Annotated in this window: 5 protein-coding genes and 2 pseudogenes; 1 reads left to right on the top strand and 6 read right to left on the bottom strand. The window is 57.1% G+C overall.

Translation table 11 applies throughout. The features are described from left to right. Window positions 1-201: 201 nt before the first annotated feature. From ACA044_RS00985 to ACA044_RS00970, 4 genes and pseudogenes are all read right to left on the bottom strand, one after another. Entirely contained in the window at window positions 202-834 is a 633-nt protein-coding gene (locus ACA044_RS00985; protein WP_030132570.1) for a hypothetical protein, read from the bottom strand. A 9-nt stretch (window positions 835-843) separates the two neighbouring features. Continuing rightward, a complete protein-coding gene (locus ACA044_RS00980; RefSeq protein ID WP_497444772.1) occupies window positions 844-1,320 on the bottom strand; it encodes a hypothetical protein in 477 nt (158 codons plus the stop codon). A gap of 30 nt (window positions 1,321-1,350) precedes the next feature. Then, window positions 1,351-1,671, bottom strand: a complete 321-nt coding sequence (locus ACA044_RS00975; RefSeq protein ID WP_497444771.1) for a MafI2 family immunity protein — start codon at window positions 1,669-1,671, stop codon at window positions 1,351-1,353. A 1-nt stretch (window position 1,672) separates the two neighbouring features. Next, window positions 1,673-5,626, bottom strand: a pseudogene (locus ACA044_RS00970) (DUF637 domain-containing protein); the annotation flags it as partial. Window positions 5,627-5,998: 372 nt separating this feature from the next. On the opposite strand from ACA044_RS00970, the pseudogene ACA044_RS00965 reads away from it, so the two are divergent. Further along, window positions 5,999-6,451, top strand: a pseudogene (locus ACA044_RS00965) (transposase); the annotation flags it as partial. Window positions 6,452-6,657: 206 nt separating this feature from the next. On the opposite strand, the gene ACA044_RS00960 reads toward ACA044_RS00965, so the two are convergent. Then, the gene (locus ACA044_RS00960) at window positions 6,658-6,903 is read right to left on the bottom strand and encodes an Imm74 family immunity protein (RefSeq protein WP_497444770.1); all 246 of its coding nucleotides are present in this window, start codon (window positions 6,901-6,903) and stop codon (window positions 6,658-6,660) included. Next, complete coding sequence (locus tag ACA044_RS00955) at window positions 6,900-14,627, bottom strand: two-partner secretion domain-containing protein (RefSeq protein ID WP_497444769.1); 7,728 nt, start codon at window positions 14,625-14,627, stop codon at window positions 6,900-6,902. Before ACA044_RS00955 ends, ACA044_RS00960 begins: the two co-directional genes overlap by 4 nt. Window positions 14,628-14,629: the final 2 nt, after the last annotated feature.

The following is a 14,629-nucleotide window of genomic DNA, read 5'->3' as shown; positions in this document are numbered from 1 at the left end:
AACAGAGTTTCCAACTCAGTAAGGGGACGGCCCAACTCCGCCTCCTTTGCTGTGCGCAACGCAGCGAATGAAGGGATATGATCGTGCTCTAGACCATCTCCAACAACTTCTCTTGCTTTAAGATTTTTATAGGAATCGACCTCAAGCTCTTGAACCGCCGTTTTCGAAGGTACGGTTGCTTTTGCACCGAGGCTATCGCCCTTATGTCACAGGCCTAAAATCATCAATTGACTTGTTTTTCTCTTTCAATAAAGACGCAATGAAATCGGGATTAAAACTCATCAAAAAATCAATAGCATCATAAATTTTCCAGCCATGCACTTCGGGATGATCAATTATGGCGACAAGATGCTCTTCAACAAGAGGCACATACTCTGAGTAGTTCTTCCTCTTCACGAAATCAAAAATCTTGGCTATTTCGAACGGTTTACTACTCGCCAAAGTAATAATCTTCGATAGCGGAGAATAGATCTGGACTCTAGCCGCCTCGACTTCCCCACGATCAGCCACATTGGAAAAATACCGAGTAACAGCTAAGAGTATTTGACGATAAGTGTCGTCGTACCCATATAGTCGATGGGAATAGGTTCCTTCGATGCCTTCGGGTTTTTCCATACTCCCTTCCAAAGCGATCAAGCCTTCATAGACGCCCCAACTGGTCAGTAGTTTCGCAGCCAAGAATTGCTCCTCATTGTTACTCGCATGACGGAGCAAATCCAGCACAGCGTCAATTCTTTCCTGTGGGATATCCTCTGGATCCAAATCTCCTGCCGTCACGGCATAATCTGCATGCTCTGGAATGCTATTTAACAGTTCGTATGTTTTCGGCTCCATAAAAAATACCTATTTTTTTACTCTTTTAATATAGTCGGCCGGCACACAGCCCATAATCAAACATTCACCATCGCGCTTAGCGTTCCCCAGATCTCTCTCCGCGTTAATCAACGAATCGCTGTTATTCTCAGATGGGTTTCTTGTATACCTTGCACGGGCTGCGTCCACTTTCGATTGCAATTCCGCTGTCACCTGTTGATTCGTCAAAAATTTGGTATCTGGCAGTGCGCCGGAATCAATGTCCTGCTGCAAGCACTTAACGTCGATCTCAATTTTATCAGTACCATAGTTTTTCGGGTTCGACGTTGCAATTGGATCAGTAACAGATATATAGGGCGAATTCTCAGAATTGCCACCACGCACGTGCGTTTGGACGCTGCCAGTCCCATTGATGTTGGGTGGAACCAAATCGCCGTTTTCATTGATATACGCTTTGGGTTTGCCGTTTCCGTTGACCGTTGCGCTGAATTCGTTATCGCTGCGCACAACGATCTGACCTGGCCCTTTTGCACCATTTTATTCGTGCTCTCGCCTAGAGTATACAAATCCACTAATCGGATCTAAATCTCGCTTAGCAGCCGCTGCATGCACGCACTGGATATCAATTTTGTTGATCGCCTGCTCTTTCCCTCCCAGTGCATCTAAATTTGTAGCTACAACCTCCAGGCTCTCCAAATCAAAGTCTGTTGGCTGACGATCAAGATAGTATCGAATTAGCACAAAACCACTATCATGATATCCGACGGCGATGGCTCTAATATTAGGGTATATCTCGCCAAGTAGCGCAATGCGGAAGCACGCCACGAGCCAATCCGGCAATTTTGTCGCGAATAGCATCTCAGTTCCTCGCATCTGGAACAATATGGGCACCATTTTTCCCATAGTGGACTTGACCTTTGGTTACAGGCTGCCCTGTCCGCCCGTCAATACCTATCGGTCTTCCAAAATCCACAATTGGGTTACCACGAGCCCCGGCACCAATAATCGGATATTTACCACTGTGGACTCCACCTAAAAGTTCAGCCGGGTCGACGCCATTATTAAAATAACTACGTCCTTCCTCAAAGTTATTGTGGCCTCTGATATGTTTCCCCTGCTGTCCTGCATGGATATTTGTCGGAAGATCGTTGGGAACAGGCAGTTTGCCTGTCGCTTTTGCACCATCAACTACAACCGCACCATCCTTCTTAACCCCCGAAACCAGAACCGACGCCCCAGTCCCATCTAGATACTTCCCAGCCCCTTTGAGCAACGTAATTTCCAGCGCTGCCTTCGCCGCCTCAGTTCCATAGTCACGAAGCGGGTTCACGTCACCAGGGTACGTAGCACTGTCAAAAGACGCGAGAACCTTACTTCCTTGAGTGTAATCGTAGGGAGCAAACAACTGTCCCGTGGCCTGCCACCCATCAACAAAGGAGGCCGCGCCACCCAACCCCGAGAAAGCAGGTATAGCGCAGCCGAGCCCGGTCACACAAGCCGGCGTGGTGAGTATCGCACCACCGAATCCTGCAGCAGCCCCTATTGCCCCGAGTACCGCACGACTGGCCCGTGCTGACTGTTTGAGATCCTTATCGTTGAGCAGCAGGTCGTCATTGACCTGATCCCATTTCGAGTATTCGTCAAATGCGCCAGTGGCGAACAACGCGCTCTGAGCATCCTTGAAACCTTGCCCATCAGTTTCAAGCGCTTTGATCGCCTGATAGTTCGGGTCATCCACGGGTACCGAGGCGGCGCAATGCACCAAAGCACATGCAGCCGCTTTGAGTTCATAAGCCTTCTCTGGCGACTCTTTTTGCAGCTCCTCAAGCGCGACAGTTTCTTTCTGATGGAGCTGACGATTGTATTCGTCAGCCATCAGCGCCACCCATGAGGCTTTCTCGACGTCGCCGCCAGCCAGTCCGGCAGCCGTCAAACCGACAATCTGAGAAAACGCTTGCCGTAGCTCAGGTTGGGCATCGAAGGTGGCATTGAGTACTCCAGCCAAGGCTTGGCTGGCACCTGCTGCGATGGCACCGCTCTTGAAGTCGCCACCGGTTGCGCTGGAAACCGCGCCTCCCATTAACGCATGCATGGCAGTGCGGGCAATACCGCCTTCGGCCCACATGGCCATGCCTGCGGTATCACCCGCGTTCTTCGCGATCTGCCAGTGTTCCTGCGCATAACCGCCGACAAAATTGAACGCTGTAGCAGCAACGACGTTCCCGGCTTGGGAAACCAGTCCTTCTTTCAGATTCTGGCCAAGGCTTCCACCATTAATAGCTGTTTTGATAGCTCCCGCCCCAATGCCTTGAGCCCCAGCATGCAGGGCAAAGCCACCAATTCCCTGAAGCGTACTTAGATCAAAACCTTTTGTGAGGTTGTTGAACGGCACCGTATGGCCGCCGAGCATGGGATCGATAACGCCTTGAGTAAAGCCCCCCGTAGCACCGGCGATAACGGCATTCTTTAGACTGTCGCTACTGAATGTTTCTTTAAATGCAGCACCCAAATTGCCCTTGTTGTTGATCGTGCTGACTGCCGCAGTGCTAGCCATTGAGGTCAACATGCCCGCTGCGATCACGTTACCCAATCCCGCGGCAGTAGCCGAGGTGGCAGCAGCAGTGGCTGTTGCCGCGGTGGCTGCAGAAGCAGCTGCCATGGTGCCACCGGCGGTAGCTCCCATCGCTGTACTGGCAGAAGCCACCGCAGCACTAGCTGCCCCCGCCGTCAGTACGGTCACAATGATAATGATCACCAACATCGCGCCCTGACCCAGGCTGGAGTTGCTGTATTTAAAGGACTCGTGTGTCTCCTTGATCAGTTGCCAATCCACATCCCCACGCATCTCGGCGTCTTTCAGCCACGCCAGTTGCGGATCTGCCTGCACCATTGCATCAATGGTCTGACTCACCGACTTCTGGTCGATCTGTTTGATATCGATCTTCAGACCGTCGACCGCCTTGATAACCAATTGCCCCTGAGCCACCAGTTGGCTTTGACGCAAGGTTTCGTCGGTATTACCTTTACCCTTGGCGCTGGTCCACGCCAGGCTGTTGCTGCTCTTGATATGGCTCTCATCATGAAGGTCCTTCACCCCTTCAAACGTAATGTTTCCACCACTGTCCAGCGTGATGTCCTTACCACTCTCCAGCTTCGCCACCTGATACCGCTGATCCCCACCGCTGACCAAGTTCAGGTTGCCGCCAGTGGTGATTTCACTGCCGATGTTTTTCACATCGGTCACTTCGTCACGCTGGGTTTTCTCGGCGCCGAAGCCGCCCTTTTTCTTCATGTCATACAACGTGTAATCACGGTCTTGCGCCGCCAGCAGCTCGAGCTTGTCACCGGCCACCAGGTAGGCCTCGTCCCCGGCGGTGACCTTGCTCGAGATCAGCGTCAAATCCTTGCCCGCCTTCAGGGCAACACTGCCCCCCGCAGTAATCTCCGTGGACACCTGGCTGACGTGGTCTTCCTGCTTGGTGACCGTCTTGGTTTTTTCGTACGAGTGCTGTTCATCCGCCGCCGAAGCCAGCGTCAAGTCACCGACGGCGCTCATTTTGATGTCGTTTTTGGCATCGATCTGACTGGCAATGGCGCTCAGATCGCGGCCAGCGGTAATGGTCATGTCGCGACCCGCGGATACTTGCGAGCCAAGCTGAGTCACCGACGCATCGTTATGATCCCGACCATCCGTGATGCTGTTGGCCAACTGCGCCGACACGATGTTCACGTCCCGGCCCGCTTTAATCGTCAGCTCACCCCGGCTGTTGACCACGCTGCCGATGGTGTTGAAGTCGCGCCCGGCATCGATGGTCAGGGTGTTGGCCGCTTCGATCCGCGCCGCGCTGTCGGCAAAGCCCTGGGACCAGGACCATTGACCGTTCTGGTCGTCGTAACTGCTGACGGTGCGTTCGTTGATCACGTCGCCCCGGGTGGTGCTGAGTGAGACGTCACGACCGGCGATGATGCCGCCCGCCTTATTGGTCAGGTCGTTGCCGGCCTTGAGCGTCAACCGTTCACCGGCTTCCGCCAGGCCGCTGTTGACCAGGTCGTTGGTGGCGGTGGCCGACAGGTTGTTGGAGGCGCGCAAGGTGCCGGCGTTGTTCAGGTCCTTGCCGGCGATCAGGGTGATGTCGTTGCCGGCAATCAACGCGCCGTTGGGTGCTAAACGGTTGTTGGCCTGGGCCAGATAGAGCACCGGCACCAGCACTTGCTCGCCGTTCACTTCGGCATTTTCCATCCAGACAATGTCATGGGTCAGCGCCGCGACTTGTTCGGAGGTCAGGCTGACGCCCAGCGACAGGTTGAGCTCCGTTTTGCTGGCGACGGCGTTGTTCATCAGGTATTTGAACAAGCCCTCATCGCTGGTCTGGCCGTCGATGAAGCGTTGGCCGGTGCGGGCGACTACCGCTTGCTGGATCAGGCGTTGCTCGAAGAGGCCATCGCCCAGTCGTTTGGCACTGTTGTCCGGGTCGTAACCGAGGCTCGACAGCAGGTAGTCCGAGCTCATGAATTGCTTGAGGTCGGTGAGTACCGGGTTGGTTTCGATCAGGTACTTCTGCGGTTTGGATTGAACGCTGCTGGCCGGTAAGCCCTGGACACGGTTGATCGTGACGGCGCTGGCGACCGGTACCGTTTGCTGCCGCTGGGTCGGGGTGACGCTGGCACCGCCCATGGTCCAGCTTTGCGGACCGTTGTTGGCGGCGCCAGAAGCGGTGCCCTGCGTGCTGAGGCGGAACAGGCCGTTTTGGCCTTGCGGTATCACGAAGCCCGGCAGCGTCAGGGGATCGACCCGTTGTTGGGCCAGGTCCGGTGGGAGTTGGCTGTTGAGGTGGACGATAAACGGGGTGGTCGCACGTTGGGTGCCGGTGGCGTCCACCTTGCTGTCGCTGGTGACGATGGGCGCGTTGACCGTTTGTACGCTGTTGTTGAGAGAGGTCGAAGCATTGATGGTCGTATTGCCGCCGGACTGAATGACGGCGTTGATGCTTTTACCGGTGCTGGCGGTTTGCGTGGCCGAAAAAACCCCATATTTAGTGACCGCTTCAGGCACCGGCAGGTTTTTCGACGGATCGTAATCAGGGTTGAGCTCGGTGCTTAATCCGCTCTCCTGTTGGTAGAAGTAACCGCCATTGGCCCGCCGGTATAACGGCACGTATTTGGCGCTGTACTTGTTGTACTCATTGACCGCACCGCCCGGATCGATCAAGCCCAGGTAGATGCTCCCAGGCTCCTGGCCTGCAACCTACCGGAGGATCAATGGAATCCATCGAGAATCGTGGCTATTTACAAGCAGCGTATGCAGATAGAAGAAGGCTTCAGGGATGTAAAAAGCGAGCAATTCGGCGTCGGCGTGACTCACCACCGGAGTCACTGTCCACGCCGAATCGAAGTGCTTTTACTGATCTCCGCTTTGGCCAACTACATCATTTGTTTAACGGGGTTGCAGGCCCGCGAAGCGGGTCATGAACATCGTTTTCAAAGCAATAGCCTTAAACGCCGGCGGGTGTTGTCGCTATGGCGACTGGGCTTGGAATACTGGCGCAGCAGACGCGGCTCAAACTCTCGAAAAACCTTGGAGAGACTTGAGCGCGCGTTGCGAGCCGAGGTACATCAACAGGCGCAGGCGCTGGAGTAGATTTGTGGGGATCCCTCAGGGTCAGTCCCCGTTTATCTTTCGTACCCGGTTTATATGGTGGAGACCACCCTTCAGGGAAGGCCGCATTTATTTCAGAAGCCTGACGATAGCTTATGTCAGTTCTACCCGCATATCTCCCAACTTGAGATGTGTTCGTTGGTAATACTAAATTAACAGGAGCAGCCACGAATTCACTTTGCACCTTTTTAATTCTCGACCTCTAAGGTATGCCCTCCCCTGAAAAAATCGGCCTGAATATCAGAGATAACCGTATCGATATCCTCGGAAGTCATAATCTGATGTTGGTTAGGCACGTCCCAAAACCTCATGGAGTTTCTATACACCACAAAGCCCATTTTATCGTTACCAGGAAAGAACATCTCGCCTTGAGCGCTCGCCGTTCTATCTCCAATTTTTACTTTGATATGACCTCGAGAGACTTCAAGAATCACAGCTCACCCCTCACATAAATAACTTTCTCGCCCATTGTTACAGGATCGATAGTAATAATTTTATCTACGTTAGGATTTTTCATCAACGCAGGCAACTCTGCTGTTTCCCACACGTTTCCGGGACGTAAACTCTGTCCGATTACTGCACGCACGGTCCCAGAAACTCCATTTGCATACTGAGCAGAGATGTCTTGCCATGCCTTCACAACGACTGGATTTGTAGCGTCCCATGCTGGCATTTGTATACCACGTTGGGCCATCAATGCTTCAAGGGTTGTTCCTCCTTGTTGCGTAGCAATCTGCTGGGCTATATCTGCACCACCAACCCCATCAGTTCGACCAGACCAGAAAAACGCCTCATTTGGATTAGTCGATACGCCTTTTGCACCCCCTTTAACCCCCGAAACCAGTACCGACGCCCCATTCCCATCCAGATACTTCCCCGCCCCCTTGAGCAGCGCGATTTCCATCGCAGCCTTAGCGGCCTCGGTTCCATAGTCGCGGAGCGGATTTACATCACCAGGATAGGTAGCGCTGTTGAAAGAGGCGAGTACCCTGCTTCCTTGCGTGTAATCGTAAGGAGCAAACAACTGCCCAGTGGCCTGCCATCCATCAACAAACGACGCTGCGCCGCCCAAACCGGAGAACGCAGGTATAGCGCAACCGGCTCCAGTGACACAAGCTGGCGTGGAGAGTATCGCGCCGCCAAATCCTGCCGCAGCCCCTATCGCGCCGAGTACCGCGCGGCTCGCCTGGGATGACTGTCTGAGTTCCTTATCGTTAAGGAGCAAATCATCGTTGGCTTGGTCCCACTTCGAATACTCGTCATAGGCCCCGGTAGCGATCAGCGCACTTTGTGCACCTGTGAACCCCTTTCCGTCCGCTTCAAGCGCTTTAACAGCTTGGTAGTTTCGATCATCCACAGGTACCGAGGCGGAGCAATGAACCAAAGCACACGCAGCCGCTTTCAGTTCATAAGCTTTTTCAGGCGTTTCCTTTTGTAGTTTCTCAAGTGCAACTGTCTCTTTCTGGTGAAGCTGACGATTGTATTCGTCAGCCATCAATGCGACCCAAGAGGCTTTCTCGACATCGCCACCAGCAAGACCGGCCGCCGTCAAACCGACAACCTGAGAAACCGCTTGTCGTAGCTCAGGCTGTGTATCGAAAATGGAATTAAGTTCTCCAGCCATGGCTTGGCTGGCACCCGCTGCAATGGCGCCGGTCTTGAAGTCACCACCGGTAGCACTGGAAATCGCTCCCCCCGCCAACGCGTGCATGACAGTACGAGCGACCCCGCCTTCGGCCCACATGGCCATGCCTGTGGTATCACCCGCATTCTTCGCGGATTGCCAATGGTCCTGCGCATAACCACCGACAAAATTGAACGTTGTGGCTGCTGCGACAGTACCCGCCTGATAAACCAGCCCATCTTCGAGGTTCTGACCGAAGCTTCCTCCATTGATGGCGGTTTTGATGACTCCTCCCGCAACACCCTGAGCCCCGGCATGCAGCGCAAAACCACCCACTCCTTGAAGAGTATTTAAATCAAACCCCCTTGTGAGGTTATTAAACGGCACCGTATTACCGCCGAGCGCGGGATCGATAACGCCCTTGGTAAAACCAGCCGTGATCCCGGCGATCACATAGCCTTTCAGGCTTTCTGATGAAAAGACGTCCTTGAAGGTCGCCCCCAGATCACCCTTGTTGTTGATCGTGCTGACTGCCGTTTGCGCGACTGCCGCCGAAAAGCTCGCCGTTGCGGCAGCCGATGCAGCGGCGCCTACAGTCGCAGCCGTGGCAGCTGACGCACCTGCCGCCGCTGCCGCCCCAGAAGCTGCGGTGCCAGCACTAGCGCCAACTGTAGCGGCGGTTCCAGTACCAGCCGTCAGCACGGTAACGATGATGATGATCGCCAGCATCGCGCCCTGCCCCAGACTCGAGTGGCTGTATTTAAACGACTCGTGAGTTTCCTTGATCAACCGCCAATCCACATCCCCTCGCTGCTCGGCCTCCTTGAGCCACGCCAACTTGGGATCAGCCTTGACCATGATATCGATGGTCTGGCTGACGGTTTTTTGGTTGATGTGTTTGATATCGATATTCAAGCCATCGGCAGCTTTGATGGCCAAGTTCCCCTGAGCCTGCAATTGGCTTTGAATCAAGGTTTCGTCGGTGTGGCCTTTACCCTTCATCGAGTTCCAAGCCAGACTGGAATCGCTCTTTGTATGGCTTTCCTGGCTCAGATCCTTAACGCCCTCGAAGGTAATCGAGCCGCCGCTCTGCAACGTCAGGTCATCACCACTATTCAGCTTGGCCGCCTGATAACGCTGGTCACTCCCGCTGAGCAGTACTAAATCACCACCCGTGGTGATCTGGCTGCCCACATGCGTAACCTTGGTCACTTCATCCCGCTGAGTCTTCTTACTCCCCCAACCACCTTTCTTCTTCATGTCGTACAGCGAATAGTCGCTGTTTTGCGCAGCCAGCAGCTCAAGCTTGCCACCCGCCACGAAATAGGCCTCATTTGCAGCGTTGACCTTGCTGGAGATCAGCGCCAGATCCTGCCCCGCGCTCAGGGCAACGTTACGCCCCGCCTTGACCGTCGAAGCTACCTGACTGACATGATCCTCTTGGCTGGTGACCTTCTTGCTCTTGCCGTAGGAGTGCTGCTCATCCGCAGCCGAGGCGAGGGTCAAGTTTTCTTTGGCGGCCATGACGACGTCGCGCTTGGCATCGATCTGGCTGGCGACGACGGAGAGGTTGCGGCCAGCATTGGCGGTCAGGTCGCGGCCGCTGTCGAGGCTGGAGCCGTATTGCTTGATGTCTTGGTCACGATGCCGGCCGCGAGTGCCACTGGTGATGCGTTCGGCGGCGACGAGATTGACATCGCGCGAGGCATTGAGGGTGGTGTCAGCGTCGCTTTTCAGCGCACCGCCGACATTGTTGATGTCACGCCCGGCGCTGATGGTCAGGTTGTTGCCAGCTTCGATGCGGGCCGCGCTATCGATGAAGTCGGTGCGTTCGGTGCGGTAGCCGCTGCTGCTTTCGTGGGTGGTAACGGTACGTTCGTTGGTCACGTCGCCGGTAAGGGCAACAACACTGACATCCCGCCCGGCGATGATCCCGCCGGCCCTGTTAGTGAGGTTATTGCTCGCCAGCGCCTCAAGCCGATTACCCGCTTCCAGCAAGCCGCTGTTGACCAGACTGTCGCCAGCCGTGGCCCTCAGGTTGCTGGAGGCGCGCAGGGTGCCGGCGTTGTTCAGGTTTTTGCCGGCGATCAGGCTGACATCGGCGCCCTGGATCAGCGCGCCATTGGCCGCCAGGCGGTTGTTGGCCTGGGCCAGGTAGAGCACCGGCACCAACACCTGTTGGTTGTTCACGGTCCGGGTTTCCATCCAGACGATGTCATGGGTCAGGGCCGCGACCTGCTCGGCGGTCAGGCTGACGCCCAGGGACAGGTTGAGGGCGTCTTTGCTGGCGATGGCGTTGTTCATCAGGTACTTGAACATGCCGTCGTCGGAGGTCTGGCCGTCGAGGAAGCGTTGGCCGGTGCGGGCGATCACGGCCTGTTGGATCAGTCGCTGTTCGTAGAAACCGTCACCCAGGCGCTTGGCGGCGAGGTCGGGGTCGTAGCCCAGGTTTTTCAGCAGGTAGTCCGAGCTCATGAACTGGCGCATATCGGTCAGCGCCGGATTGGTCTCGATCAGGTACTTGTGCGGATTGGACCTGATCGACCGGTCAGCCAGCCCGCGCACCTGCAGCAGGCCGGCGCCCTGGGTCGGCGCCGTCGAGCCGTCGCCGCTCATGCGGAACAGACCGTTTTGCCCGGTTGGCAAGTCAAAACCCGGCAAGGCCAGCGGATCGACCTGCTGTTGGGTCAGGTTCGGGGCTAGCTGCCGATTGACGCTGATGCGGGTCGAGAAGGCATTGTCGGACTGGGTGTCGGTACGCGGCCCGGCGCCGACGTAGTTGTAGCCGCCACGCACGACGCGGTTGTCGGCGTTGCCCTGGGTGCGGATATCGACCGCGCCGCCAGCCTGGATAATCGCCGCGTAGGTCTGGCTATCGGTGGAGGCCGTTTGAGTGCGAAGCGAAGGGATTTCGCGCTCGGTCATGCCGATGAAGCGGCTCATCGCCGCTTCGAGGCCGCCCAGATCGTTGGCGTTGTAACCCGGGCTCTGCAACCAGTATTTGTTGGTGAAGTCATTCGCGGCAGCGCGCCAGCCACCCGGGCTGCGCGTGCGTTCGGACCTGAAGGTGCGCGAGGTTTCGGTCTCGCCGGTCTCGATACCGATGTTGTTCAGGCTGACCAGATTGGCGGTCAATGCACCGCCGACCCCGATGCTGCTGCTCCGGTTGGTCAGGGTGTCGCCCTGGATATCCAGGTTTCCGCCGGTGGTGATGCTGGAGGCCGCGCTGGCCGCGGTGACTTCGAACTTGTCGCGCTGGACGATCTGCCAGACGTGGTTTTCCTTGCCACCGCTGCAATCACCGGCGTTGACCCCTTCGATGCAGGCCACTTCCCTGATCGAGGCGGTGTAGATGCCGGCGTCGTTGGTGGTCAAGACCTCGCGGACGTTGTCGATCGTGCTGGCCGCCAGGCGCATGTTGCCGTCGCTTTGCAACGTGCCGGAACTGTTGAGGATACTGCGGGCGCGGGTGCCGAGCCCATCGCGATCGATACTCAGATTGCCCAGGCTGTAGATGTCGGCGTAACGGTTGGTCAGGCTGTTTACGCGCAGGTGGGTATCGGCGCCACTGAAAATCAATCCGTGCTCGTTGAGCAAATCGCCGGTCGTTACACCCAGCGCCCCGGCGCTGCCGAGGGTGCCGTAGTTGTTGATCGTGGCGGCAGTGACGCTCATGTCTGCCGCCGAGGTCAGCCGGCCGTAGCTGTTGAGTACACCATCGACCTGCACGGTTGTGGTACCGCCGCCCGCGATACTGCCGTTTTTTTCCAGATTGATCAGCGCGGCCTTGAGCTCCAAGGCACCCAGGCTGCTCAAGCGGCCGCTGCCTGCATATTCGCCGGTCAGTTGCAGGTCGATGGCTCCATCGCTGCCGATCAGGCCATCAACGCGCCAGTTGCTGCCACGGCCTTCCATGCTATTGGCGCTGAGCAGCTGGCCGGTGGCAGTCTGGGTCAACTGGTCAACATGAACGACCAGATGCCCGGCCTGGATCGCCGTGCTGTTGGTCCAGCGGTCAGCCGTCACAGTCAGGTTGCCGTAGGTCACCAGCTGTCCACCCGCCTGCCCCAGGTTGACCTGGCTGATGCCGAACAATCCCAGGCCGGTGTGCAACAGCTTGCCACCCACGTTCTGGATGCTGCCGGTGTCCAGGCCCACATCCTGGCTGGCGGTTTCCAGGGTGCCGTCACTGTTGTCGAACAAGCCACCGATGTTGAACACCGTGGTGCTGCTCTTGCCCAGGGTGCGCAGTTGGCCTTTCTGGTTGCTCAGGCTGGCGGCGAGAATATCCAGGCTGTCCTGGCTTTCGATGATGCCCGCGTTGTTGTTCAGTGCGCCCGAAAGGTCAAAGTCGATGCGATTGGCACTGACCTGCCCGCCGCTGCTGTTGTCCATGTCCCGGCCAATGACCTGGACCTTTCCCGTGGCATATATACCGCCGTTGCGATTATTGATATCCGCAGCCGCGTTAGTGATCACGACATCGCCGGCTTGTGCGGCCAGGCGCCCGCCGTCGTTGAACAGCCCAGCCAAGGCTTTGATGTTCAGCCCTTGAGCCTGGATCGTGCCGCCCTGACGGTTCACGTCATAGCCGTTTTTCAGCACACCCGTGGCCCGTGCCTCCAGCGCGGCCTTGACGCTGGACAGCACGCCGCCACGGTTATCCAGGTTGGTCGCGAAGACATTCAGGTTGGCGTCCTGGGCGATGATGCTGCCGCTCTGGTTATCGATATCACCCGTGACATCCACGGTCACCAGACCCTTGCCTTGCAGCGTGCCCTTGACGTTGTTCAGGCTGGCGGCATCGAACTCGACGCCGGCACCGCGGCTGGCGATCAGGCCCTTGTCGGCGTTGTTGACCGCGCCGGTAGCGCTTATCCGCAACTTGCCATTGGCAGCTACAGTGCCTTTGTTGCTGTTGTCCAGGCTGCCGGTGCGCACGGTCATGACGCCTTGGCTGGACAATTCACCGCCCTGGTTGTTGATCGTGCCCGTGTTGGTGATATCGAGGTTTTTGCCGGCCATGACCAGGCCGGTCAGGTTGTCCAGGCTGCCGAGGATCAGGGTCGCGCTGTTCAGGCTGGATAATTCGCCTGCATTGTTTTCCAGATGGCCCAGGTTGGCAGTCAGAATGCCCTGGCTATTGATCAGACCGCCCTGGGCGTTCAGTACCTGGTTGGCGTTCAGATGCAGTTCGGTGTTGCCAAGAATTCGGCCTTTGTTGCGGTTATCCACAACGTCGGCTGTGACCGTGGTCATGCGCTGCCCGCTGAGCGTACCGCCCTGGTTGTTCAGCGCGGCGGTCGTCGTGACATTCAGGTCGCGACTGGCGACCACGGTTTTGCCGCCGTTGTTCAGCTGTTTTGCAGTAAGAGTGATATCGCCCGAGGTGTTGCGGCTGTTGTCAGCATTGACCCCGGCTTCGATGATTGCGTTGTTGCTCAGCGTGCCGCCGCTGTCCAGGCGAATGCTGTCGCGCGCCACCAGGTTTTTCTGGTTGGTCAGGTCACCCTGGGTCTTCACCTCCAACCGGCTACCGGCGTACACCTGTCCACGGGTTTCCAGGCTTTTCGCCTGGATATCGATAGCACCGGCAGCGGCCATCTCGGCCAAACTCAAATGCCCATTGGCATCAAGCTGGATATCACCCCCACTGGCAACCATCTTGCCGTCCAGCTTCACGCCAACCCCGGCCTCAGTGCCCACCAGTTTGATGGCGCCTGCGTACATACCACCCAAGGCCGAGGAGTCGATGGCCAACCCCGGTTTGGCGCTGCCGTCATCGGCGCGCGCGGTCGCGTTGAGGGTGTCGGCGTTGACGTCGTTGCGACCGGCGATGATGGTCAGGTTCTTGGCCTGGATCTCGGCGTTGATCCTGGCGCTGCGGGTGATGATTTCGAAGCGGTCGACGTTGCTGGCATTCAGCCCGTCGCCTTCGATGGCGATGCTACCCTGATCGACCTGAAAGCGATCCAGCCGACCGTTATCCAGCACCGGTTTGCCGGTGGTCAACGTGACTCGCGGGGTGTTGATGAAGCCGCAACCGTTGCAGCTGATGCCGTAAGGGTTGGCGACGATGACGTGGGCCGATTGCCCCGCCACTTCCGTGTAGCCACGCAACTGGCTGGGATTGCCGCCGTTGACTTCGTTGAGGATGGTCCTGGCGGCCGTGCCGTTAAGGTTCGGGTTACCGAGGATGATCCCCCCCAGTTGAGTGGGCTGGGCGGCGTTGGTGGCGTTGTTGAGGATCACGCCGTTGCTGCCGACGTTGTAATCCTTGAATTGGTTGTGAGACAGGCCGCTACCGTTGGGCTTGGCAATGTTGACGATGGGCACGCCATTGCCGGCCTGGCCGAGGCTGGTGCCCGGCGCGCTGACCACGATGCCGTCCGCCTGGGCCCACATCGGTTGCCAGAACATGACATTGGCCAACAGGAATGCCAGACCGCGCTTGGGCATGCCCCAGAAGTGCTCGCGTTGTTTGACCGCAGCAGAGTGCTGGCCAGCGAGGAAGGCGTAGTGGCGAACGTCCATGA

Source organism: Pseudomonas sp. LBUM1673 (genome assembly GCF_059695645.1).
This window is presented reverse-complemented; position numbering and strand designations above follow the sequence as displayed.

Coding starts and splice junctions, on each gene's coding strand:
- ACA044_RS00985 (WP_030132570.1), bottom strand. CDS start 834: ATGGAGCCGAAAACATACGAACTGTTAAATAGCATTCCAGAGCATGCA.
- ACA044_RS00975 (WP_497444771.1), bottom strand. CDS start 1,671: ATGCTATTCGCGACAAAATTGCCGGATTGGCTCGTGGCGTGCTTCCGC.
- ACA044_RS00955 (WP_497444769.1), bottom strand. CDS start 14,627: ATGGACGTTCGCCACTACGCCTTCCTCGCTGGCCAGCACTCTGCTGCG.